Consider the following 21,725-nt stretch of genomic DNA (forward strand, 5'->3'; position numbering starts at 1 on the left):
AGGCGCCGCCCCTGCGGGCGCTCAGTTCGGGGACGTCCGGGCCGCGAGCGCCGTCGCGAAGGACGGCCGGGCCAGGGTGGCGGCGACGTAGCCGGCGAGCTTCGGCCAGCGCCCGGCATCGACGGATTCGCCGGCCAGATGCAGGTTGTGGAAACCGGTCGCCACCGAGATGTCCGCGATGCTGAAGGCGTCGCCCACGAGGTAGGCTCCGTCGATCTGCCCCTCGAGGTAGTCGTAGATCTTCGGCAGGTCCTCGCTCAGGGCCTTGGCGACGGCCGCCTCGTCCCCGGGCTTGCCGAACATCTTCGGCTTCACGACCCGGTTGGCGAAGGGGACGATGATGACGTCGAACATCTCGGTGTCGCCGTACTTGTCGAACCAGATCGCGCGGCCGCGCGCCTTGGCCTCGGACGGAAACAGCGCCGGGCTCGGAAACTTCGCCTCGAGATAGGTCAGGATCGCCGAGGAATCGGCGAGCAGGAAGCCGTCGTCGTCGAGGGCCGGGATCTTGCCGAGCGGGCTCGCCGCCTGGAACGCCGGGTCCTTGGCGTGGAAGAAGAGCGGGATGTGCTCCGCCTCCCGGCCCTTCTCGGCCAGGGCGACGAGGACCTTGCGGACGTAGGGCGAATAGCCGGTGCCGTAGAGTTTCACGCGGGACTGCCTCCATGTGGGGGGATCGGTGCTGGCCCAACCCGCGGGAGGCGGGATCGTTCGCTCACGCGTCGGTGAGTTCCGCCGTCACCGGCACGTGGTCGGAGGGCTTCTCCAGGCCGCGCAGGTGCTTCTGCACCGAGGCCGAGACCAGGCGGTCGGCGGCCTGGGGCGAGAGCAGGAGGTGGTCGATCCGGATGCCCGCATTCCGGTTCCAGGCCCCCGCCTGGTAGTCCCAGAAGGTGTAGAGGCCCGGCCGCGGGTCGCAGGCCCGCAGGGCGTCGGTGTAGCCCTCGGCCAGGAGCGCGCGGAACGCCGCCCGGCTCCGGGGCAGGAACAGGGCGTCCGCGCGCCAGGCCTCGGGGTCGGCGACATCCTCCGGCTCGGGGATGACGTTGTAGTCGCCGGCCAGCACCACCGCCTCCTCGGCCTCGCGCAGGCCCTGCGCGTGGCGCCGCAGCCGCTCCAGGAAGCCGAGCTTGTAGGGGTATTTCGGGCTGTCGACCGGATTGCCGTTGGGCAGGTAGATCGAGGCGACGCGCACGGGACGCACATCGTCGCCGGAGATCAGCGCCTCGATGTAGCGGGCCTGCTCGTCGCCGTCGTCTCCGGGCAGCCCGCGGCGGATCTCGGACATCGCCAGGGGCGCGCGCACCAGCAGGGCGACGCCGTTATAGGCCTTCTGGCCCAGGGTCTCGACGGCGTAGCCCGCCGCTTCGATCTCCGCCCGGGGAAAGCCTTCGTCCTGGCATTTCAGCTCCTGCAGGCAGACCACGTCGGGCTTGGCCTCGTCGAGGAAGCCGACGAGGTGGCCGACGCGCTGCTTGATCGAATTGACGTTCCAGGTGGCGATCCGCATGGGCTGGGAATCTCTGAGGGTCTTTGCGCGAGGGTGTCCGTCATCGGGCCTTCGCCTCGGGCTGGCAAGGCGTCCCGGTTCGCGGGGACGGATGGATGGGGGCCGGATGGCCGGGCACTGGCTGACACCGATCTACGCCTATTGCGAGCGCAGCGATCCCGGCTTCTGGGCGGAGCCGGTCAACGCCCTGTCCAACGGCGCCTTCCTGGTCGCCGCCGGCCTGGCGGCGTGGCGCGTGCGCCGGGCCGGGACGGCGGATGCCCCGGCCCTCCTGCTCGGCGCCCTGGTGGCGGTGGTGGGCCTCGGCTCGTTCCTGTTCCACACCCTGGCGGTGCAGTGGGCGCTGCTGGCCGACGTCATCCCGATCGCGCTGTTCATCTACGCCTACTTCCTCCTGGCGATGCGCCGCTTCCTCGGCCTCGGCCCCGCGGCGGCGCTGGCCGCCACCCTGGCCTTCGCCGCCTTCGGCATCGGCCTGGAGCCGGCCCTCGACGGGCTGACGGGCCGGTCGATGGACGCGCTCACCAACGGCTCGATCGGCTACGCGCCGGCCATCCTGGCCCTGGCGGGCGTCGCCGCCGGCCTGCTGGCGCCGCAGGGCCGCTCCCTCGGCCCGGCCCGGCGCGAGGCCGGACGGGCGCTCCTCGGAATCGCCGCGCTGTTCGCCGTCTCGCTCGCCTTCCGCACCCTCGACCGGGCGGTCTGTCCGGTCTGGCCGCTGGGCACGCACGCCCTCTGGCACGTCCTCAACGCCGGGGTGCTCTACGGGCTGATCGCCGTCGCGGCCCGCTACCGCGAACGCCGATCGTAACGCCGCGGGTCCGCGACGGCCGGCCGTTTTGTTGCGCCCCCCGGCAAATCGTTGCAGAAGATCGGGCCGCGTCGAGCGCGGCAATCGCCTCCGCCGATCGACGCCGGGCCCCGCGCCGCCGCCGGACGCGGCAGGTCCACGGCGCGACAGAGTGACGGAACACACCCATGACACAGAGCCTTCGCCTCGGCGTTGCCGGCCTCGGCACCGTCGGCGCCGCCGTCGTCCGGATGGTCGCCCGCCGGGCCGAGGCCCTCGGCCAGACCAGCGGTCGGACGATTCGGGTCACCGCCGTCTCGTCGCGCGACCGCAGCCGCGACCGCGGTCTCGACCTCGCCGGCGTGGCCTGGTTCGACGATCCCGTCGCCCTGGCGCGCTCGGGTGAGGTCGATTGCGTGGTCGAGCTCATCGGCGGCGCCGAGGGGCCGGCCCGGGCGACGGTGGAGGCGGCCCTGGCCGCCGGCAAGCACGTGGTCACCGCCAACAAGGCCCTGCTGGCCAAGCACGGCGCGGCGCTCGCCCGGCAGGCCGAGGCGGCGGGGGTGGCGCTGGCCTACGAGGCCTCCGTCGCCGGCGGCATCCCGGTGATCAAGGTCCTGCGCGAGGGCCTGACCGGCAACGCCGTCTCGCGCGTCTACGGGATCATGAACGGCACCTGCAACTACATCCTCACCCGGATGGAGCGCGAGGGCCTGACCTTCGAGGCCTGCCTCAAGGACGCCCAGGCGCTCGGCTATGCCGAGGCCGACCCGACCTTCGACGTCGAGGGCTTCGACACCGCCCACAAGCTCGCGATCCTGACGAGCCTCGCCTTCGGCACCGAGGTCGATGCCGAGGGCGTCTCCGTGGAGGGCATCTCGGCGATCCAGCCCCTCGACCTGACCATGGCCGAGGAGCTCGGCTACCGGATCAAGCTGCTGGGCGTCGCGCAGGTCGCGGCCGGGGGCATCGAGCAGCGGGTGCACCCGACCATGGTGCCGAAATCCTCCGCCATCGCCCAGGTCATGGGCGTGACCAACGCGGTCACCATCGACGCGGACGCGGTGGGCGAACTCACCCTGATCGGCCCCGGCGCCGGCGGCGAGGCCACCGCCTCGGCCGTGGTCTCCGACATCACCGACATCGCCGCCGGCACCCGTCGCCCGACCTTCGGGCGAGCCGCGGCCGCCCTGAGCCCGTCCCAGCGCGTCGCCATGCAGCGGCACGAGGGCGGCTACTACATCCGCCTCACCGTGCACGATCGCCCCGGCGTCGCCGCGGGCGTGGCCACCCGGATGGCCGAGCGCGACATCTCCATCGAGAGCATCCTGCAGCGCCGGTCCGAGAGCGCGGCCTCGAAGGACCCGCACGGCCGCTCGGGCCAGCCGGTCCCCCTGGTCCTCATCACCTACGCGGCCACCGAGGGCACGATCCGGGACGCCCTCGACGCCATCGCGGGCGACGGCCTGCTCGCCGAGGCGCCCCAGCTGATCCGGATCGAGCGCGAGTAGCGCCCCCTCCGTCGGGCAGCGTACATTCGGTGGACGACAGAAGAAAAGTGCGCGCGATTGGCGAAACTTAATGCCTCACTCGCATTTTAGTTCATAAGGAGCGCCCGATAGAGGCGCAGGGGCGCGAGGCTCACATGTCCGGTGGCAACTTGGAATCGCGCGCGCCGGTGGCGCGGTCCCTGACCCTCGAACTGGCGCGCGTCACGGAGCGTGCGGCCATCGCCGCCGCGCGCCTGCGCGGGCAGGGCCGCGAGAAGGAGGCCGACCAGGCCGCCGTCGACGCGATGCGCCTCGAACTCAACCTCCTGCCCATCGACGGCACCGTGGTGATCGGCGAGGGCGAGCGCGACAACGCCCCGATGCTCTACATCGGAGAGCGCCTCGGCACCGGCGACGGCCCGAAGGTCGACATCGCCGTCGATCCCCTGGAGGGCACCACCCTCTGCGCCAAGGACATGCCCGGCGCCATCGCGGTGACGGCCCTGGCGGAGGCCGGCTCCCTGCTCGCCGCCCCCGACGTCTACATGCAGAAGATCGCCATCGGCCCCGGCTACCCGGCCGGCCTCGTCGACCTCGACGCCAGCCCGGCGGACAACATCGGCGCGCTCGCCCGGCACAAGGGCGTCGACCCGGCCCAGATCACCGCGATCATCCTCGACCGCCCGCGCCACATGCAGCTCGTCGCCGCCGTGCGCGCGACGGGGGCCGGCATCCGCCTGATCTCGGACGGCGACATCGCCGGCATCATCCACACCGCCAATGCCGATGCGACCGGAGCCGACATCTATCTCGGCATCGGCGCGGCCCCCGAGGGCGTCATCGCCGCCGGCGTGCTCCGCTGCATCGGCGGCCACATGCAGGGCCGCCTGATCCTCGACAGCCACGACAAGCGCGAGCGCGCCGCCCGGATGGGCATCAGCGATCCCAACCGGAAGTACGAGCTGCACGACATGGCCCGCGGCGACGTCATCGTCGCCGCCACCGGCGTCACCGACGGCGCCCTGCTCAGGGGCGTGCGGTTCCGGCCCGCCCTGATCGAGACCGAGACCGTGGTCTACCGCTCCGCCAGCGGCACGGTCCGGCGCATGCTCTGCGAGCACCGCCTGCTCGGGGAGGCCTGAGGCGGGCAGAGCCGGCTGAGGGTCAGCGCGCGGGCGGCGCGATGCGCGCAGCCCGAACTCGGCCGGATTCGATGTCCTCGAGGCCGGATCGACTGCATTCGGCCGCCTGCCGGGGCGCGAGCGGCCGCACTATCGGCCAGATCGACGCCGTCTCGGCCTGTATAGGCGCCCAAAGTCGGCGCAATGCCGCCATCAAATTGCCGATTCGGCCGACTGAGATGGCCATCGTGACGGCCGAATACTTCCGAGTTCGTCGCCCGCGCCCGAATTGGCGCGGATGGAGGGACCGGCATCGGCGCCGGCCCGGAACGGCGGATCGCGCTGATCATGATCGACCTTGCCAAGATTGACGCCACGACCGGTCACGTCACCGCGCGCCGCGATCCGAGCACCGGCGAGGCCGGGGCCTCCGCGCGGCGGTCGGGCATCGCCGTCGGCGGGACGCTGGCCCTGGCGGTCCTCCTCGGCGGCGGCCTGGCCCACTGGTCCCGTCAACCGGCCCCGGTCCGGGACGATGCCGTGGTGGCCGGCCCGGCGACGACGGCGCCGCCGGACGCGGCGGGGGTCGCCGGCGGGCCAGGACCCGCGACGCAGGCGGAGGGCGAACCCGCCGGCCTCGCGCAGCAGGGCGAGGCGCCCGCCGCCGCGAAGGAGACCGCCCTGGCGGCGATCCCCGAGCCTTCGCCGCCGGACGCCGGTCCGGCGCCATCCACCCTCGCCGCCGTCGCCGAACCCCTGGCACCGCGGCTGGTCCCGCTTCCCGTGCCGCGCCCCCCCGAATTCCGTTCGGGCCGGGCCTCGTCCCGCCCGGCGCGCTCCGCGGCGCGCCAGGCCCCGCCCGCCGCCGCGGCCCCGCCGGAGGACACCCGCTCCTTCGTCGAGAAGCTGTTCGGCATCGAGAACCCGGAGCCGCCGCGGCTCGCCTACGCGGCCCTGGAGACGAAGCCCGCCGACGACGTCTTCCGCAGGGCGCTGAACCTGGTGCCGCGCAGCGGCACCGGCGGCGTCGCGGTCTACGACATCCGCGCCAAGGTGGTGACGCTCCCGAACGGCGAGAAGCTCGAGGCGCATTCGGGGCTCGGCGAGAGCATGGACGATCCCGCGCACGTGCATGTCCGCATGAAGGGACCGACCCCGGTCGGCACCTACGACATCACCGAGCGCGAGCAGCCCTTCCACGGCGTGCGCGCCCTGCGCCTCAATCCCGTCGGGGGGCCGGAGGCGGTGCACGGCCGGGTCGGCCTCCTGGCGCACACCTACATGCTCGGGGCGAGCGGCGCCTCGAACGGCTGCGTCTCGTTCAAGAACTACGAGAAGTTCCTCCAGGCCTACCTGCGCGGCGAGGTTCAGCGCCTGGTCGTGGTCGCCGGCGGCTAGCGCCGCCGGACGCTCACGTTCGCGGAAACCTCGGCCTCCGCCCGCGCCCCCCCGATCCTTCCAGGACCCGGGCCGGCGCGCCGGATCCTCCGGCCGGATCTCCCGGCTTTACGACGAAGGCCTAGTTGAACAGCGAGCCGACGCCGCCCTGGACGCGGCCGAGGCCCTGCTTGGCGACCGGATTGCCGGGCTCGATCTGCGCGGCGCGCTGGTAGCTCTCCACCGCCTCCTTCTTGCGGTTGGACTTCTCGTAGGCGAGGCCACGATAGGCCCAGGAGGTGGCGTCCTTGTTGTTGACGTTGAGCGCCGCGTTGTAGTCCTCGATCGCCTTGTCGTACTGGTTGGTGGCGATCAGGCTCTGGCCGCGGGCGGCGTAGGGGGCCGCCACGAAGGGATTGCGGTCGATGGCGGCGTCGAAATCCGCGATGGCCTGGGTGTTCTGGCCCTGCTTCTGACGAACGAGGCCGCGGGCGTGATAGGCCTCGGCCGATTCCGGCGCGAGGCGGATCGCCTGGTTCAGGTCGGAGGTGGCGCCCTCGAGGTCGCCATGGGCGCGCAGCACGTTGGCGCGGCCGATATAGGCGGGCGCATAGTTCGGGTCGGCGGCGATGGACTTCGAGAAATCCTGCAGCGCGGCGTCGTTGCGGCCGATCTGGCGGTTGGCCAGGGCGCGGTTGTTGTAGGCGGAGGCCGAGTTCGGATCGATCTGCACCGCCTTGGTGAAGTCGCCGATGGCGTCGTTGAACTGGCCGGACCGGGCATAGGCCGCGCCGCGCGTGACGTAGGCCGCCGCGTCGTTGGGGTTGCGCTGGATCACCTCGCTGAGCGACGCGATGTTGACCGTGGTGGCCCCCGTCTGGTCCGATTCGAGCACGGCGAACTGGCGCGATGCGGTGGCGCCGCCGCCATAGGTCTCGCAGCCGGCCAGGGCGGCCGCCACGAGCGCCGTGGCCCCGATCAGCCCCGCCTTCGATGCCCGCAGCTTCAAAACCGTCATGGTCCTCGCTCCCCCCGGCGCCGCGCGCGACACCGCCCCCGAATCGATCGTATCCCTCGCCGGCGCCCGCATGGTCGGGGCCGATCGCGCCGGCACCATCCCGCATCGCGGTGAATGGGCGCTTAAAGTGGGCGACGGGTTCCGCTCAAGCGGTTGGATGTGGCGAAGGTATGGCCCGCCGCGCGCACCGGCCCGAAACGGCCGGCGGAGCCGTCGGTTGCCGGACCCGTGTCGCAATCGGGCCGCGGTTTTCGGAAGGCCCCTCAGGGCTTCGGCAGCAGCCGGGTGACGTGGCCCATCTTGCGGCCGGGCCGGGCCTCGCCCTTGCCGTAGAGGTGGAGCTGCGCCCCCGGCTGGCCCAGGATCGCGGCCCACTCGTCGACGTCGTCGCCGATGAGGTTGTGCATCTCCACCGCCATGCCGCCGACCCGGGCCGAATCGCCCAGCGGCCAGCCGCAGACCGCCCGGACATGCTGGGCGAATTGCGAGGTCGTCGCGCCCTCGAGGGTCCAGTGCCCGGAATTGTGGACCCGCGGGGCGATCTCGTTGACCACGACGCGGGCGGGACCGTCCGCCTGGGGCACCAGGAACATCTCGACGGCGAGCACGCCGACATAGTCGAGCGCCTCGGCGATGCGGCGCGCGATGCCGATGGCGGCGGCCTCGGTCTGCGGCGCGATGCCGGGAGCGGGCACGCGGGTGACGGCGAGGATGTGGTCGCGGTGCTCGTTGGCGCAGGGATCGTAGGCCGCGAAGGCCCCGTCGGCTCCGCGGGCGGCGACCACCGACACCTCCGCCTCGAACGGCACGAACCCTTCGAGGATGCAGGGCGCGCCGTCGAAGTCGGCCAGGATCGCGGCGGGATCGGCCTCGCCCTGCGCGCGGATCATGCGCTGGCCCTTGCCGTCGTAGCCGAAGCGGCGGGTCTTCAGCACCGCCGGGCGGCCGATCTCGGCCAGCGCCCGGGCGAGGTCCTCGGCCGTGTCGACGGCGCGGAAGGGCGCGGTCTCGATGCCGAGTTCGTTGATGAAGCGCTTCTCGGTCAGCCGGTCCTGGGTCGTGGCGAGCGCGGCGGCGTTCGGGTGCAGGGGCGCCTTCGCGGCCAGGGCCTCGGCGGCCCGCGCCGGGATGTTCTCGAACTCGTAGGTGACCACGTCGACGCTCGCCGCGAAGCGCGCCAGGGCCTCGACGTCGTCATAGGCCGCGACGGTGGCCTCGGCCGACACGTCGAAGGCCGGACTGTCCGCGTCGGGGGCGAAGACGTGGACCCGCAGGCCGTAATTCGCGGCCGCGAGGGCGATCATGCGGCCGAGCTGGCCGCCGCCCACGATGCCGAGGGTCGCGCCGGGGCGAAGGGAGGGGATCGGGGTCAAGGCAAGGTGCTTTTCACGGTAGGTCGCTTTGCGGAGTCTCGGCGACGCCCGCGGTCTGCGCGGTGCGCCAGGCCTCGAGCCGCGCGGCGAGGGCCGGATCGGTGAGGGCGAGGATGGCGGCGGCGAGCAGCGCGGCGTTGACCGCGCCCGCCCGGCCGATGGCCAGGGTGCCCACCGGGATGCCGGCGGGCATCTGCACGATGGAGAGCAGGCTGTCCTGGCCCGACAGGGCCTTCGATTCCACCGGAACGCCGAGGACGGGGAGGGGGGTCATCGCCGCCGTCATGCCGGGCAGGTGGGCGGCGCCGCCGGCGCCCGCGATCACCACCTGGAATCCCTCGGCCTTGGCGCCCTTGGCGAAGGCCACGAGGCGGTCGGGGGTGCGATGGGCCGAGACGATGCGGTCGTCATGGGCGACGCCGAGCGCATCCAGCGTCTCGGCGGCATGCCGCATGGTCGCCCAGTCCGACTGGCTGCCCATGATGATCGCGACCGGGGAGGCTCCCGCCATGGCCGTCAGATCCCTTCGCGAAGCGGTGTTGAGACGGGCCGTGCGACGCGCCGCGGCCCCTGGAACGCCGAATACAAAAGCGGTGGCGCGCCCGCAAGGCGGGGCCGGCGCCGCGCCGCGCCCGGTCAGGCGATGATGTCGGGGGTGATCTGGTCCTCGAGATACGAGATCCGGTCGCGCAGGGAGAGCTTGCGCTTCTTCAGGCGCTGGATCTGCAGCTGGTCGGCCACCACGCCGACCTCGAGAGCGTCGATCGCGCCGTCGAGGTCGCGGTGTTCCTGCTTCAGCCGCGCCAGCTCGTCGGCCGGTTCCACCGATGCATCGTTGTCGAACTGGACCGCCATCGCACCTGATGTCCCGGGACGCTTTCGCGGCAGACCATGCGACAGCCGGCCGGCCTGGGCAAGAACCCGCCGCCCCTCCTGCACAAACATCCGCCTGCACAAACATCCGTCAAGCCTAGCCGTCGATAGGCTTCGACAGCCGGCTGATCATATGGCAGTCTGGCCCCGTCGAAACGAGACAGGAGACACAGCTCATGTCACTGCAGACGCACCTGACCCAGCTCGCCCGGAAGCACGAAGCCCTCGAGCGGGAAATCCACGACGCCACCCTCCGCCCATCGGCGAACGATCTGCAAATCGCAGAACTCAAGAGACGCAAGCTCCACCTCAAGGATGTGATGAACCGCCTGCGAAGCGAATCCGACCAGCTGCATTAGCGGCCGTTCCGGCCCCACCTCGTAGTCTCTAGAGCGTTCGCCGCCGCCGCTGGTCTCCAGGGCGGCGGTTCTCGTTTCGCTGCCTCGCGCCGCTGGTCTCCAGGGCGGCGGTTTTCGTTTCCACTGTCTCGCGCCGCCGGTCTCCAGGGCGGCGGCTTTGTTGTCCACCGGTCCCGGCAGGATGGCGAAGCAGTCCGGCGGCGTAAATTCCGGTAGAGTGCGGAGAAACCGGCATCCACGACCGGTCCGCGCAGGAGACGCCATGGACGCCACGCCCCCCGCCCCGAATCCGCTGCCCGGCTCCTACGCCGAGGTCCATGCGGCCTCCCTGCGCGATCCCGAGGCGTTCTGGCTCGCTGCGGCCCGGGCGATCGACTGGACGAGCCAGCCGAACCGCGCCTTCGACGGGGCGGCCGGGGCCTATGGCCGCTGGTTCCCCGACGCCACCCTGAACGCCTGCCACAACGCCGTGGACCGGCACGCGGAGGGCGGCCGCGGCGACCAGGCCGCGATCCTCTACGATTCGCCCGTCACCGGCACGAAGCGGCGGATCACCTATGCGGACCTGCGCGATTCGGTGGCCGCGCTCGCCGGGGTGCTCCGCGACCTCGGGGTCGGCCGGGGCGACCGGGTGGTGATCTACATGCCGATGGTGCCCGAGGCCCTGTTCGGCATGCTGGCCTGTGCCCGCCTCGGCGCGGTCCATTCCGTGGTGTTCGGCGGGTTCGCCGCCAACGAGCTCGCGATCCGCATCGAGGATGCCGCGCCCAAGGTGGTGCTCGCCGCCTCCTGCGGCATCGAGCCGAGCCGGGTCGTCGCCTACAAGCCCCTCCTCGACGCCGCCCTCGCGGCCTCCGCACACAAGCCGGCGGCCTGCCTGATCCTGCAGCGCCCGCAGGCCGCGGCCGACCTCGTGCCGGGGCGCGACCACGACTGGGCCGACAGGGTGGCGCGGGCGAGGGCCGAGGGCCGGCGCGCCGAATGCGTGAGCGTGGCGGCCACCGACCCGCTCTACATCCTCTACACCTCCGGCACGACGGGGAAGCCCAAGGGCGTGGTGCGCGACACCGGCGGCTACTGCGTGGCGCTGGCCTGGTCGATGCCCAACCTCTACGACGTGGCCCCGGGCGAGACCTACTTCTGCGCCTCCGATATCGGCTGGGTGGTGGGGCATTCCTACATCGTCTACGCGCCGCTCCTGCACGGCTGCACCACGGTGCTCTACGAGGGCAAGCCGGTGGGCACGCCCGATGCCGGAGCCCTCTGGCGGGTGGTGTCCGAGTACGGCGCCGCCTGCCTGTTCACGGCGCCCACGGCGCTCCGCGCCATCAAGAAGGAGGACCCGCGCGCCGAGCGCGCCGGCGCCTACGACCTCTCGGCCTTCCGGTCCCTGTTCCTGGCCGGCGAGCGGGCCGACCCCGATTCGGTGGCCTGGGCCGAGCGGGCCCTCGGCCGGCCGGTCATCGACCATTGGTGGCAGACCGAGACCGGCTGGGCCATCGCGGGCAACCCGGTCGGCCTCGGCCAGCTGCCGGTCAAGCACGGCAGCGCCTGCGTGCCGATGCCGGGTTACGACCTCGCCGTCCTCGACGAGGCGGGCAAGCCGGTGCCCGCCGGCACGATGGGCACCATCGCCCTGCGGCTGCCCCTGCCGCCCGGCTGCCTGCCGACCCTGTGGGGCTCCGACGAGCGCTTCCGGTCGAGCTACCTCGCCACCTATCCGGGCTGGTACGACACCTCGGATGCCGGCCTCGTCGATGCCGACGGCTACGTCACCGTCCTCGGCCGCACCGACGACATCATCAACGTCGCCGGGCACCGGCTCTCCACCGGCGGCATGGAGGCGGTGCTGGCGAGCCATCCGGATGTCGCCGAATGCGCGGTCATCGGCATCCGCGACGCCCTCAAGGGCGAGCAGCCCTGCGGCTTCGTCGTGCTGAAATCGGGGGTGGACCGCCCGACCCAGGCGATCGAGGGCGAGCTCGTGGCCCTGGTCCGCGAGCAGATCGGCCCCGTCGCGGCCTTCAAGCTGGCGCTGACCGTGCAGCGGCTGCCCAAGACCCGGTCGGGGAAGATCCTGCGCGGGACCATGAAGCGCATCGCCGACGGCGAGCCCTGGACCACCCCGCCGACCATCGACGATGCCGGCGTCCTCGACGAGATCGGCGCCAGCCTCAAGGAGCGCGGGATCGGCGCCGGCTAGGCGCGGCGGCTAGCCAAGCGCGCGCCGGCGCGCCACCTATGCGGGATGCAGCCAAGCCGGAGCCCCGCATGACCGCCCGCCTGTTCGAGCCCCTGCGCCTCGACAACCTCACCCTCGAGAACCGCATCATCGTCGCGCCGATGTGCCAGTACTCGGCCCATGCGGGCCAGGCCGGCGACTGGCACCTCATGCATCTCGGGCAGATGGCGATGTCGGGGGCGGGGCTCCTCACCCTGGAGGCGACCGCGATCTCGCCCGAGGCGCGGATCTCGCCCACCGATCTCGGGCTCTATTCCGACGAGACCGAGCGGGCGCTGGGCCGGGTCCTCGACGCGGTGCGCGGCTACGCGCCGGTGCCGATCGCGATCCAGATCAACCATGCGGGCCGCAAGGCCTCCAGCCGCGCGCCCTGGGACGGCGGCGCCCAGATCGACCCCGAGGCGCCGGACGGCTGGCGCACGGAAGCGCCCTCGGCGCTGGCGCACGGGGAGGGCGAGGTCGCACCCCACGCCCTCGACTCGGAGGGGCTGAAGCGCATCCGCGACGGCTTCGTCGCCACGGCCAAGCGCGCCCTGAACCTCGGCATCGACGGATTCGAGCTGCACGGGGCGCACGGCTACCTGCTGCACCAGTTCCTCTCGCCCCTCTCCAACCGGCGCACCGACCAGTATGGCGGCGCGCTCGCCAACCGGATGCGGTTCCCGCTGGAATGCTTCGAGGCGGTGCGGGACGCCGTCCCGGCGGGCAAGCCGGTCTGGATGCGGGTCTCGGCCACCGACTGGGTCGAGGCGGGCTGGACCCTGGAGGAGACGGTGGAGCTCGCCCATGCCCTGAAGCGCCGGGGTTCGGCCGCGATCCACGTCTCCACCGGCGGCCTCTCCACCCGCCAGCAGATCCCGCTCTCGGCGGGCTACCAGGTGCCGTTCGCCGAGCGGATCAAGGCCGAGACCGGGCTCACCACGATCGCGGTCGGGCTCATCACCGAGGCCGCCCACGCGGAATCGATCCTGGCCCAGGGCCAGGCCGACGCGGTCTCCCTGGCGCGCGCCCTGCTCTACGATCCCCGCTGGCCCTGGCACGCGGCGGCCGAGCTCGGCGCGCAGGTGCGCGCGCCCCGCCAGTACTGGCGTTCGCAGCCGCGCCAGTTCAAGGACCTCTTCGCCGACACACAGCACGGACAGCGCTGAGCCTGCGGCGCGGGACGCCCGGGCACCGCCCGCTTTCCTTCTCAGCCCGCCCCGGCGGGCGTATCGTTAAGAGACACGCAGCATGGACGACGACGACGTCACGACCTTCGCGGTGGAGCGGGTCCGCCTGGACATCGAGAACGGCATCACCCTGATCTCGGGCGCCGACGACGAGGAGGAGCCGGCGGGCTACTTCATCATTCAGATCGAGAAGGGCGATCCCGACGGGCCGTTGATCGAGGTCTTCGGCGAGGACCTGACCCAGTCGGACGGCGTCACCCACCTCGAACTCGGCCTGCGCCACCTGCAATTCGCCTTCGACCCGCGCAGCACCATCGGGGCCGAGATGCCCTCGGTGCGCATCGAGTCCCGCACGGAGATCCCGGAGGGCGTGCGCGCCCGCCTGTCCGTGGCCTTCGGCAAACGCGCGAAGCGGGCCTGAGACCCGAGCGAGCGCGAAGCGCGCACGCGACCCACCATCATCGAGGCGAAGAGGCATTCCGTGGCGATCAAGGTCGGCGACTTCGTCGCATCCGACGACAACGAGGCCACCATGACGGTGGTGGCCCTGGAGGGGGACCGGGCGCTCTGCCGCTGGTTCGTCGACGGCGACGTCGACGGCGACGAGCAGGAGGCCTGGATCGACCTGACGGCGCTGACCGTTCTGTAGGCGGGGCTGCGCACAGAGCCGGAGGGGACATGTCCGAGATCGAGGAGAAGCGGCGCGAGATCGCCGAGCTGATCGCGCTGGAGCTCGGCCTCGGCGACCTCGAGGCGCTGAGCGCGGCCGACCGGGCGGTGGTGGACCGGCAGACCGACGAGACCATCGCGGGCTGCGCGGCGAACAGCCCGGAGCCCGCCGACTGCACCGAGGCCAATATCCGCCTGCGCGGCCTGCTCCAGCAGTACCAGGCCCTGCAGATCCTCCGGAGCGACGAGGCCGACGCGAGGCTGGCGGCGGAGGGCGAGGTCTTCGGCCGCGAGGACGATGCCTGAGCGGCCGCGCCCTCAGCGCGCCACCGCCCCGACCATCGGGCCGAGGGGCCGGCTGATGTCCGAGCGGTTCATCGACGGGGCGTAGAGGCTCGACACGCTGCCGTCGAGGAACAGCGCGTTGCGGCAGCCGAGGGTGTCCTTGAACAGCCGCGCGAAGGCGCCGAAGCTGACCGGGCGCTCCGAGATCGCGAACACGGCGGTGCGGCCGTCGTCGCGGACGCCGACCCCGTTGCGGATCTTCTGGCTGGGGCCGTCGGCGGAGATCTTGGGGTGGATGTGCCCGTCCACCACCAGCATCGGCCCCGACTGCGTGGCGAAGTCCGGCTTCGGAGGGCTGCGCAGGTAGCGGCCGGTCTCCATCACGCCGGCGCGCTCGCCCTTCACCCAGAAGATGCCGTTGGGCTTGAGGTGGAAGTTGCCCGGCCCGTTGGCGGTGGAGACGCCCTTCAGCTCGCGCCCGTCCTCGATGTAGAGCCCCACCGGGGCCTGGCCCTTGTCGTACATGCCGGCATTCATCGCGAAGCGCAGCCCCGTCCCCTGCTTCTCGGCGAGCGTCGAGAGGGAGGAGTAGGGCAGCCCGTCGGCGCCGAGCCAGAACACCCGGACCCGCTCGCGGCGCAGGTCCACGGTGCAGACCGTGTAGGCCTCGCCCTCCGCCTGGACGGCACGGCAGGGGGCGGGGCCGGGCGCGGCCGGCGCGGCCACCGCCGTTCCGGCGAGGGCGAGGCCGAGGCAGGCGGCACGCAGGAGGGCGGTGACCGGGGAACGACCCGCCTGAACGCGAGCCCGCACGACAACCTGCACCATGATCACCCGCATCGCCCTTGAGCCCGCTCGCCGGAGGATCGTGGCGGCCGGGTCCGCTTCCTCGCCCGAAACCCGCGGCGATTTCAAGGGCGGGTGCGCGGGGGCGGGGCGGGCGGCCTTCGCGCTTCACGATGACGGGAGAGGCAAAAGGTGCATGAACCCTTCCGGGTGCCTCCGCGTTTGAGGGTCAAGGGGACGTTTCGGCTTCTTTCGGAGACGATGTGATGAAACGAGTTGTTCTGGCCTCCGCGGCCATGATCGGCGCGCTCGCGATGATTCCCGCCACCGCAGAAGCGCGCGGTGGCTTCGGCGGCGGTGGTTTCCACGGTGGTGGCTTCCACGGCGGCGGCTTCGGCGGCGGTGGATTCCGCGGGGGCTTCGGTGGCGGTGGGTTCCGCGGCGGCTTCGGCGGCGGCGGCTTCCGCCATGCCGGCTTCGGTGGCTATCGCGGTGGCTTCGGCGGTTATCGCGGCGGGTATTACGGCCGCGGCTACGGGCGCGGATACGGCTACGGTCTCGGCGGCCTGGGTCTCGGCGTCGGCCTCGGCCTGGCGGCGGGCGGCCTCTACGGCGGCTACGGCCCGGGTTACGGCTACGGCTACGGCTACGCCCCGGTCGGCTACGGCGCCTACGATTACGGCTACGGCGGCGGCTGCTACACCGTCCCGCGCGTGCGCTGGACGCCGTACGGCTATCGCCGGGTGCTGGTCGAGCGCTGCTACTGACCGGATCCACCGGTTCGGAAAGCGCCGGGGGCCGCCGCGTGCGGCCCCTTTTTCATGTCGGTCGATTCCGATGCCGGTCGGCGTCCTATGCCGGTCGATGCGCCACGCCTCGGTGGCCGGACCGCCCGGCGCTCAGCGCCCTCGCTCGCCCCGACGCATCGGCATCGCGTCGATGGTCTCGAACAGCGCATCGGCCGGAATCGGCGCGGTCCCGGTCCGCTTGGCCTCGCCGTCCTTGCCGACGAGCACCACGCGAAAGCCGTCCGCCGGAAGGCCGAGGGCGGCGCGCAGGCGCCGCGCCTCCGCGGTGTCGCCGAAGGCCTCGCGGATGACGAGGTCGCGCTCCGTCGCCCCGGCACGGGCCCTGTCGAGTTCGGCACGCTGGGCCACCACCCGCGGATCGCCGGGCTCGGGGGCGGAGATCACCAGCACGCGCGACGACCAGCGGTCGCGTGCGAGCGGGTTCTCCGCCGCCTGAGCCGCCGTGACGCCGGCGAGCATCGCCCCGACCATCCGCCAACCGCGCGCCATCGCCGAACTCCCGTGCCGTTCACCGATCCGGGACAACGCGCCGGAGCGGCACGCGGTCCCGCGCGGAATTGTCATCGGCCGCGGCCGTCCCATCTGTCGGGGAACCTCCCGACCGGGCGCCTGCCCGCCGCACGCCCCTCGCACCTCGCGAACACTCCGGAATTCGCCATGACCCACGTGAACCGCCGCATCGTCCTCGCCGCCCGTCCGCACGGCGAGCCGAACGCCTCCCACTTCCGGCTGGAGGAGGGCCGGGTCCCGGTGGCGAAGGAGGGCGAGGTGCTCCTGGCCAACCGCTACCTCTCTCTCGACCCCTACATGCGCGGGCGCATGAGCGCGGCGAAATCCTATGCCGAGCCGGTCGCGATCGGCGACACCATGGTGGGCGCCACCGTGGCGGAGGTGATCGAGTCCCGCCATCCCGACTTTCGGGTCGGCGAGACCGTGGTGGGCTTCGGCGGCTGGCAGGACTTCGCCGTCTCGGACGGGCGCGGCCTGCGCCGCCTCGATCCGGAGGCCGCCCCCGTCACCACCGCCCTCGGCATCCTCGGCATGCCCGGCATGACGGCCTATACGGGCCTCCTCAACATCGGCCAGCCGAAACCCGGCGAGACCGTGGTGGTGGCCGCGGCCACCGGCCCGGTGGGCTCCCTCGTCGGCCAGATCGCCAGGCGGAAGGGCGCCCGGGCGGTGGGCATCGCGGGCGGCCCGGAGAAATGCGCCTTCCTGCGCGACACGCTCGGCTTCGACGCGGCCATCGACCACCGCGCCGAGGATTTTCCGGACGCGCTGGCCGCCGCCTGCCCGGAGGGGATCGACGTCTATTTCGAGAATGTCGGCGGCGCGGTCTTCGACGCGGTGCTGCCGCTCCTCAACAACTTCGCCCGGATGCCGGTCTGCGGCCTCGTCTCCGGCTACAACGCCACCGAGCTGCCGCCCGGACCGGACCGGGTGCCGGTGCTGATGCGCGCGATCCTGTCGAAGCGCCTGCATGTCCAAGGCTTCATCGTCTGGGACTTCGCCGCCCAGGAGGCCGAGTTCCTGCGCGAGGTCGGAGCGTGGCTGCGCGACGGCCTCGTGGTCCATCGCGAGGACATCGTCGGCGGGCTGGAGAACGCGCCGGAGGCCTTCGCGGGCCTGCTGCAGGGCCGGAACTTCGGCAAGCTCATCGTCCGCATCCGCTGAGCGAAGGGCAGGGCGCGCCTCCGGGGCGCCTTGCCCCCAGAACAGAACAAAGATAGAACATGCGAGTCCCCCCGATTCCCTGAGAGTCACGGGGACAGCCCGCCGACCGCGATTGCCGCCGGGGCCCGAGAGGCCCATGACAGGGCGGCGTCCCGGTCGTTCGGGGCCGCAGCGCGCAGTGAGATCGATCGGTAGGAGAGAGCGGCATGGCCGGCAGCGTGAACAAGGTGATCCTGGTGGGCAATCTCGGGCGCGACCCCGAGACACGGCGCCTCGCCTCCGGTGATCCTGTGGTCAACCTGCGCATCGCCACATCGGAGTCCTGGAAGGACAAGATGTCGGGCGAGCGCAAGGAGAAGACCGAGTGGCACTCGGTGGTGATCTACAACGAGAACCTCGCCCGCGTGGCGGAGCAGTACCTGCGCAAGGGCTCGAAGGTCTATATCGAGGGCCAGCTCCAGACCCGCAAATGGGCGGACCAGTCCGGCGTCGAGAAGTACACCACCGAGGTGGTGCTCCAGCGCTTCCGCGGCGAGCTGACCCTCCTCGACGGCCGCAGCGGCGGCGGTGAGATGGGCATGGACGAGGAGGGCGGCGGCCAGATCAGCCGGGGCGGCGATTTCGGCGGCGGTGGCGGTGGTGGCGGACGCGGCGGCGACCGCGGCGGGGATTACGGCGGCGGCCGTTCCTCGGGTGGCGGCGGCGAGCGCCGGCCGTCCTCGGGCGGCGGTGGCGGTGGCGGCTCCAAGCCGAACTTCGACCTCGACGACGACATCCCGTTCTAGGATTGGGCCGAACCGGAACGATCACCCGGATCGCAATGCCCATTGAGGTCAGGGTCGTCACCCTGACCTTCTTTACGGATCGTGGCGCGGGATCAGGACGGGGGCGAATTCGGGCGCGCTTCGCGGGCGGCCCGCCGATGCGCGTTCACGGCTCCGATACGCCCGCCGGATACCGTCTACTCGGTGAAGTCGGCGCGGCTCAGCCCGTAGCGCTGCATCTTTTCGTTGAGCGTACGCCGGGGAAGATCGAGCAGCCGCATGATCTCGGTGATGTTTCCCTGCGCCTGCTGCAGGGCTTGCCGGATCAGGTCCCGCTCGTAGGCCTCGACCCGCGTCGCCAGCGACTGCGGCCCGGCTGCCGTCGCGTCCAGCGGCCCGTCCTGCTGATCGAGGCCGAAGGCGTGGCGCTCGGCCGCGTTGCGCAACTCCCGCACGTTGCCGGGCCAGGGGCGCGCCACGATCTCCTGCAGGAGCCGGGCGCTCAGGGGACGCATCGTCCGCCCGTGCGCCTCGGCGGCGCGGGCGGCGAAGACCTCGAACAGGAGCGGGATGTCCTCCCGCCTCTCCCGCAGGGGCGGGATCCGCAGCTCGGCGACGCCGAGACGATAATAGAGGTCGGCCCTGAACTGCCCGGTCGCGGCCTGCGCGCGCAGGTCGACCTTGCTGGCGCAGAGCGTGCGCAGGTCGGCGGGCACCGCCGTGTTCGAGCCGAGACGCTCCAGGCTGCGTTCCTGCAGCACCCGCAGGAGCTTGACCTGGCCCGCCAGGGGCATCGCCTCGATCTCGTCGAGGAAGAGCGTGCCGCGATGAGCGTATTCGAGCTTGCCGATCCGGCGCTTCAGCGCTCCCGTGAAGGCGCCGGCCTCGAAGCCGAACAGCTCGCTCTCCATCATCGTGTCGGGAATCGCCCCGCAATTGACGGCCACGAAGCGGCCGTCCCGCCGGCCGGAGAAGGCGTGGAGGCATTGCGCCACCAATTCCTTGCCGGAGCCGGTCTCCCCGTTGACGACGACGTTGACGGGCGTCGCGGCGAGGTCGAGCACCTCGCGCCGCAGGGTCTCCATCACGCGCGACGTGCCGATGAGGCGGCTCTCGATGCCCTGCGCGTCGTCGACGACGTGGAGGCTGCGCAGGCGCAGCGTCAGGTGTCGCTTCTCGCAGGCGCGGCCGATGGCGTCGACGAGGCGCTCCGGGACGAAGGGCTTCTCGATGAAGTCGTAGGCGCCGCGCCGCATCGCCTCGACCGCCATCGGCACGTCCCCGTGCCCGGTCACGAGGAGGACCGGCAGGTCCGGATCGCGGGCCAGCGCCCGTTCGAGCACGTCGAGGCCGTCGGTCCCCGGCATCCGCACGTCGCTGACGAGGATGCCCGGAAAGCCCGCATCGATCAGGCCGAGCGCGGCCCGCGGTTCCGCGAAGGTCGAGACCTTGAAACCGGCGAGCGAGAGCCACTGGTGCAGGGCTTCGCGCACCGTCTCCTCGTCGTCGACGAAGAGGACCCGCGTCGCCCGGCCCGCCATCGCGTTCATGCGTCCGCCGCGGGCAGGACGATGGCGAGCACCGCGCCGCGCGCGCCGTTCGCGGCGGCGATGCTGCCGCCCAGGTCGCGGACGATCAGCGAGGACAGCGACAGGCCGAGGCCGAGCCCCTCGCCGGCCGACTTCGTCGTGAAGAAGGGATCGAAGACCTGCCCCATGTGCTCCTCGGCGATCCCGCCGCCGCTGTCGGCGACCGCGAGGCGCCAACAGGAACCCGCTTCGCGCGCCGCGGTCAAATCGAGCCGACGCTCGGGCGCGTCCTGCATCGCGTCGAGGGCGTTGACGATCAGGTTTAGCAGGACCTGCTCCAGGCGAATCGGCTCGGCCCATACCAGGGCTTCGGGCGGAATCGTACAGGTGACCGTGACGGCCTCCGCCCGGATGCGGGCCTGGAGCAGGTCGAGGGCGGCCTCCGACGCCGCGCGAAGCTTGACCGCCTCGCGGTGTTCCGTCCCGGTCTTGCGCGCGAAGGCCTTCAGGTGCCGAATGATCTCGGCGATGCGCTGCGTCACCTGGGTCATCCGCTCCAGGTTCCGCCGCACCGTCGCGCCGTCGCCGCGCTCCAGGAACACCGCGGTGCTGGCGAGGAAGGTGCGCAGGGCCGCCAGCGGCTGGTTGATCTCGTGGTTGATGGCCGTGGAGATCTGTCCCAGGGCGGCGAGGCGCCCGGCATGGATCAGTTCGTCCTGGGTCGACCGCAGGGCGGCGGTGGTGCGCTCCCGCTCCGCGATCTCGCTGCGCAGGCGGTCGTTGGCGGCGCTCAGCTCCCGGGTGCGTTCCGTGACGCGCTGCTCCAGGGCTAGGCGCATGGCCTGTTCGCTGCGCAGCCGCCGCCGCCGCTGGCTCCGCGCGGCGAGGGCGAAGGCGAGCGCGAGGCAGGTGATCCCGGCGGCCAGCGCCGCGAGCCCAGCTTGACGGAGGGTGGCGCCGGTCGGCGCGACGTACCAGATCGTCCAGTCGAACTCGGGCAGCGCGGTGCGCTCCACGAGCCCGCCGACGGTCCCGTCGCCGGTCGGCAGGTCGATCATGCCGGCGGGATCCCGATCCTGATCCAGGAGCGGCGTGAGAGCACTGTCGCCGTATTGCCGCTCGACACGGATGCGAGCCGCCTCGGCCGCGCCGACGCGATGGAGCGGGCGGTACTTCCAGGCCGGCTCGCTGGCCAGGAAGACGACGCCGGCGGCATCCGAGACCAGGACCTGTTCGCCGGCCTCGCGCCATTCGTTCGGCAGGCCCTCCAGGTCGACCTTGAGCACGACCACGCCCGCGACCCGTCCGTCCGCGCCCGGAACCGCCTTGCCGATGAACAGGCCGGGGACGCCGGTGGTGGTGCCGATGCCGAAGTAGTGCGAGACCCCCGTGGCCTTAGCCGCGGTGAAGTAGGGCCGGTACGCGTAGGACGTCCCGACGAAGCTGAGCGGCTGGTTCCAGTTGCTCGCGCCGCGCGTCAGGCCGTCCGGGTCCATCAGGTAGATGGCGGCCACGTTGGAGGCCGTCGCGATCGCCGCGAACTTGGCGTTGACGGCGGCGACGCGGTCCGGCGCGTCGACGTCGGCGAGGAGCGCCTGCACCTGCGTGTCGAGGGCGAGGACCGTCGGGAGGTACTCGTACCGGGCGATCGCCGCGCGCAGCACGGCCTCGGCGATCACGAGGCGCTGACGGGCCTGCCGGCGTGCCAGGTCGAGACCGGATTCGAGGGAGAGGCCGAAGACCACGAGGGTGGCGGCCAGCGTGACGGCCGCCAGGATCCATCGCCACAGCCAGATCGACTTGAGCACCGAACCCGCCCGGGTCATTCGGCGCGGGACCGCCCCGGCGAGGCTGGTGATGCGTTTCATCGGTCGGGCTCCTGACCGG

General features: G+C 72.1%; 23 protein-coding genes. 13 read left to right on the forward strand and 10 right to left on the reverse strand.

Features of this window, described 5'->3' with window-relative positions; genetic code table 11:
• Positions 1-21 precede the first annotated feature (21 nt).
• Positions 22-651: a glutathione S-transferase family protein gene (locus ASF49_RS07350; RefSeq protein ID WP_056469980.1), complete on the reverse strand. Its 630-nt coding sequence runs from the start codon at positions 649-651 to the stop codon at positions 22-24.
• A gap of 64 nt (positions 652-715) precedes the next feature.
• Positions 716-1,510, reverse strand: a complete 795-nt coding sequence (gene xth, locus ASF49_RS07355) for an exodeoxyribonuclease III (RefSeq protein WP_056469982.1) — start codon at positions 1,508-1,510, stop codon at positions 716-718.
• Positions 1,511-1,616: 106 nt separating this feature from the next.
• On the opposite strand from xth, the gene ASF49_RS07360 reads away from it, so the two are divergent.
• From ASF49_RS07360 to ASF49_RS07375, 4 genes are all read left to right on the forward strand, one after another.
• Entirely contained in the window at positions 1,617-2,321 is a 705-nt protein-coding gene (locus ASF49_RS07360; protein ID WP_056469985.1) for a ceramidase domain-containing protein, read from the forward strand.
• Between the two features lie 167 nt (positions 2,322-2,488).
• Positions 2,489-3,811 (forward strand): homoserine dehydrogenase, encoded by a 1,323-nt coding sequence (locus ASF49_RS07365; RefSeq protein ID WP_056469987.1) that lies wholly within the window; start codon positions 2,489-2,491, stop codon positions 3,809-3,811.
• Positions 3,812-3,945: 134 nt separating this feature from the next.
• A complete protein-coding gene (gene glpX, locus ASF49_RS07370; protein WP_056469990.1) occupies positions 3,946-4,932 on the forward strand; it encodes a class II fructose-bisphosphatase in 987 nt (328 codons plus the stop codon).
• Between the two features lie 327 nt (positions 4,933-5,259).
• Positions 5,260-6,309, forward strand: a complete 1,050-nt coding sequence (locus ASF49_RS07375; protein WP_082510964.1) for a DUF2778 domain-containing protein — start codon at positions 5,260-5,262, stop codon at positions 6,307-6,309.
• A gap of 121 nt (positions 6,310-6,430) precedes the next feature.
• Here ASF49_RS07375 and ASF49_RS07380 read toward each other — a convergent pair whose 3' ends face one another.
• From ASF49_RS07380 to ASF49_RS07395, 4 genes are all read right to left on the reverse strand, one after another.
• Positions 6,431-7,306 (reverse strand): tetratricopeptide repeat protein, encoded by an 876-nt coding sequence (locus ASF49_RS07380; protein ID WP_056469993.1) that lies wholly within the window; start codon positions 7,304-7,306, stop codon positions 6,431-6,433.
• A gap of 263 nt (positions 7,307-7,569) precedes the next feature.
• Positions 7,570-8,679, reverse strand: a complete 1,110-nt coding sequence (locus ASF49_RS07385) for a 5-(carboxyamino)imidazole ribonucleotide synthase (protein WP_056469997.1) — start codon at positions 8,677-8,679, stop codon at positions 7,570-7,572.
• A gap of 13 nt (positions 8,680-8,692) precedes the next feature.
• Positions 8,693-9,190 carry a 5-(carboxyamino)imidazole ribonucleotide mutase gene (gene purE, locus ASF49_RS07390; RefSeq protein WP_056470000.1) on the reverse strand — a complete coding sequence of 166 codons (498 nt, stop codon included), beginning with the start codon at positions 9,188-9,190 and terminating at the stop codon, positions 8,693-8,695.
• 125 nt (positions 9,191-9,315) lie between these two features.
• Positions 9,316-9,534 carry a YdcH family protein gene (locus ASF49_RS07395; RefSeq protein WP_055949968.1) on the reverse strand — a complete coding sequence of 73 codons (219 nt, stop codon included), beginning with the start codon at positions 9,532-9,534 and terminating at the stop codon, positions 9,316-9,318.
• A gap of 194 nt (positions 9,535-9,728) precedes the next feature.
• On the opposite strand from ASF49_RS07395, the gene ASF49_RS07400 reads away from it, so the two are divergent.
• From ASF49_RS07400 to ASF49_RS07420, 6 genes are all read left to right on the forward strand, one after another.
• The gene (locus tag ASF49_RS07400; RefSeq protein ID WP_056470003.1) at positions 9,729-9,911 is read left to right on the forward strand and encodes a YdcH family protein; all 183 of its coding nucleotides are present in this window, start codon (positions 9,729-9,731) and stop codon (positions 9,909-9,911) included.
• Between the two features lie 262 nt (positions 9,912-10,173).
• Positions 10,174-12,114 carry a propionyl-CoA synthetase gene (locus ASF49_RS07405; RefSeq protein ID WP_056470005.1) on the forward strand — a complete coding sequence of 647 codons (1,941 nt, stop codon included), beginning with the start codon at positions 10,174-10,176 and terminating at the stop codon, positions 12,112-12,114.
• A 68-nt stretch (positions 12,115-12,182) separates the two neighbouring features.
• Entirely contained in the window at positions 12,183-13,301 is a 1,119-nt protein-coding gene (locus ASF49_RS07410) for an NADH:flavin oxidoreductase/NADH oxidase (protein WP_056470008.1), read from the forward strand.
• 82 nt (positions 13,302-13,383) lie between these two features.
• Positions 13,384-13,743, forward strand: a complete 360-nt coding sequence (locus ASF49_RS07415) for a hypothetical protein (RefSeq protein ID WP_056470012.1) — start codon at positions 13,384-13,386, stop codon at positions 13,741-13,743.
• Between the two features lie 60 nt (positions 13,744-13,803).
• The gene (locus ASF49_RS24155; protein ID WP_200930020.1) at positions 13,804-13,971 is read left to right on the forward strand and encodes a hypothetical protein; all 168 of its coding nucleotides are present in this window, start codon (positions 13,804-13,806) and stop codon (positions 13,969-13,971) included.
• A gap of 29 nt (positions 13,972-14,000) precedes the next feature.
• Complete coding sequence (locus ASF49_RS07420) at positions 14,001-14,297, forward strand: hypothetical protein (RefSeq protein WP_056470015.1); 297 nt, start codon at positions 14,001-14,003, stop codon at positions 14,295-14,297.
• Positions 14,298-14,309: 12 nt separating this feature from the next.
• Here ASF49_RS07420 and ASF49_RS07425 read toward each other — a convergent pair whose 3' ends face one another.
• Positions 14,310-15,104 carry a phosphodiester glycosidase family protein gene (locus ASF49_RS07425; RefSeq protein WP_082510973.1) on the reverse strand — a complete coding sequence of 265 codons (795 nt, stop codon included), beginning with the start codon at positions 15,102-15,104 and terminating at the stop codon, positions 14,310-14,312.
• A gap of 224 nt (positions 15,105-15,328) precedes the next feature.
• On the opposite strand from ASF49_RS07425, the gene ASF49_RS07430 reads away from it, so the two are divergent.
• Positions 15,329-15,829: a hypothetical protein gene (locus ASF49_RS07430; protein WP_056470018.1), complete on the forward strand. Its 501-nt coding sequence runs from the start codon at positions 15,329-15,331 to the stop codon at positions 15,827-15,829.
• Positions 15,830-15,961: 132 nt separating this feature from the next.
• On the opposite strand, the gene ASF49_RS07435 is transcribed toward ASF49_RS07430, so the two are convergent.
• Positions 15,962-16,360 (reverse strand): DUF4174 domain-containing protein, encoded by a 399-nt coding sequence (locus ASF49_RS07435; RefSeq protein WP_056470020.1) that lies wholly within the window; start codon positions 16,358-16,360, stop codon positions 15,962-15,964.
• Between the two features lie 168 nt (positions 16,361-16,528).
• Between ASF49_RS07435 and ASF49_RS07440 the strand changes: the two genes are divergently transcribed.
• Entirely contained in the window at positions 16,529-17,545 is a 1,017-nt protein-coding gene (locus tag ASF49_RS07440; protein WP_056470025.1) for an NADP-dependent oxidoreductase, read from the forward strand.
• A 206-nt stretch (positions 17,546-17,751) separates the two neighbouring features.
• Positions 17,752-18,330: a single-stranded DNA-binding protein gene (gene ssb / locus ASF49_RS07445; RefSeq protein WP_056470026.1), complete on the forward strand. Its 579-nt coding sequence runs from the start codon at positions 17,752-17,754 to the stop codon at positions 18,328-18,330.
• Between the two features lie 176 nt (positions 18,331-18,506).
• On the opposite strand, the gene ASF49_RS07450 is transcribed toward ssb, so the two are convergent.
• Positions 18,507-19,859, reverse strand: a complete 1,353-nt coding sequence (locus ASF49_RS07450; protein WP_335338454.1) for a sigma-54-dependent transcriptional regulator — start codon at positions 19,857-19,859, stop codon at positions 18,507-18,509.
• A complete protein-coding gene (locus ASF49_RS07455) occupies positions 19,856-21,706 on the reverse strand; it encodes an ATP-binding protein (protein WP_056470030.1) in 1,851 nt (616 codons plus the stop codon). Before ASF49_RS07455 ends, ASF49_RS07450 begins: the two co-directional genes overlap by 4 nt.
• Positions 21,707-21,725: the final 19 nt, after the last annotated feature.

Origin of the sequence: Methylobacterium sp. Leaf104 (assembly GCF_001422885.1) — a bacterium.
Classification (GTDB): Bacteria; Pseudomonadota; Alphaproteobacteria; order Rhizobiales; family Beijerinckiaceae; genus Methylobacterium.

Bases quoted from the DNA above. Each gene is read 5' to 3' on its own strand.
- xth (WP_056469982.1), bottom strand. From the start codon at position 1,510: ATGCGGATCGCCACCTGGAACGTCAATTCGATCAAGCAGCGCGTCGGC.
- ASF49_RS07360 (WP_056469985.1), top strand. From the start codon at position 1,617: ATGGCCGGGCACTGGCTGACACCGATCTACGCCTATTGCGAGCGCAGC.
- ASF49_RS07365 (WP_056469987.1), top strand. From the start codon at position 2,489: ATGACACAGAGCCTTCGCCTCGGCGTTGCCGGCCTCGGCACCGTCGGC.
- glpX (WP_056469990.1), top strand. From the start codon at position 3,946: ATGTCCGGTGGCAACTTGGAATCGCGCGCGCCGGTGGCGCGGTCCCTG.
- ASF49_RS07375 (WP_082510964.1), top strand. From the start codon at position 5,260: ATGATCGACCTTGCCAAGATTGACGCCACGACCGGTCACGTCACCGCG.
- ASF49_RS07380 (WP_056469993.1), bottom strand. From the start codon at position 7,306: ATGACGGTTTTGAAGCTGCGGGCATCGAAGGCGGGGCTGATCGGGGCC.
- purE (WP_056470000.1), bottom strand. From the start codon at position 9,190: ATGGCGGGAGCCTCCCCGGTCGCGATCATCATGGGCAGCCAGTCGGAC.
- ASF49_RS07395 (WP_055949968.1), bottom strand. From the start codon at position 9,534: ATGGCGGTCCAGTTCGACAACGATGCATCGGTGGAACCGGCCGACGAG.
- ASF49_RS07400 (WP_056470003.1), top strand. From the start codon at position 9,729: ATGTCACTGCAGACGCACCTGACCCAGCTCGCCCGGAAGCACGAAGCC.
- ASF49_RS07405 (WP_056470005.1), top strand. From the start codon at position 10,174: ATGGACGCCACGCCCCCCGCCCCGAATCCGCTGCCCGGCTCCTACGCC.
- ASF49_RS07410 (WP_056470008.1), top strand. From the start codon at position 12,183: ATGACCGCCCGCCTGTTCGAGCCCCTGCGCCTCGACAACCTCACCCTC.
- ASF49_RS07415 (WP_056470012.1), top strand. From the start codon at position 13,384: ATGGACGACGACGACGTCACGACCTTCGCGGTGGAGCGGGTCCGCCTG.
- ASF49_RS07420 (WP_056470015.1), top strand. From the start codon at position 14,001: ATGTCCGAGATCGAGGAGAAGCGGCGCGAGATCGCCGAGCTGATCGCG.
- ASF49_RS07425 (WP_082510973.1), bottom strand. From the start codon at position 15,104: ATGGTGCAGGTTGTCGTGCGGGCTCGCGTTCAGGCGGGTCGTTCCCCG.
- ASF49_RS07430 (WP_056470018.1), top strand. From the start codon at position 15,329: ATGAAACGAGTTGTTCTGGCCTCCGCGGCCATGATCGGCGCGCTCGCG.
- ASF49_RS07435 (WP_056470020.1), bottom strand. From the start codon at position 16,360: ATGGCGCGCGGTTGGCGGATGGTCGGGGCGATGCTCGCCGGCGTCACG.
- ASF49_RS07440 (WP_056470025.1), top strand. From the start codon at position 16,529: ATGACCCACGTGAACCGCCGCATCGTCCTCGCCGCCCGTCCGCACGGC.
- ssb (WP_056470026.1), top strand. From the start codon at position 17,752: ATGGCCGGCAGCGTGAACAAGGTGATCCTGGTGGGCAATCTCGGGCGC.
- ASF49_RS07450 (WP_335338454.1), bottom strand. From the start codon at position 19,859: ATGAACGCGATGGCGGGCCGGGCGACGCGGGTCCTCTTCGTCGACGAC.
- ASF49_RS07455 (WP_056470030.1), bottom strand. From the start codon at position 21,706: ATGAAACGCATCACCAGCCTCGCCGGGGCGGTCCCGCGCCGAATGACC.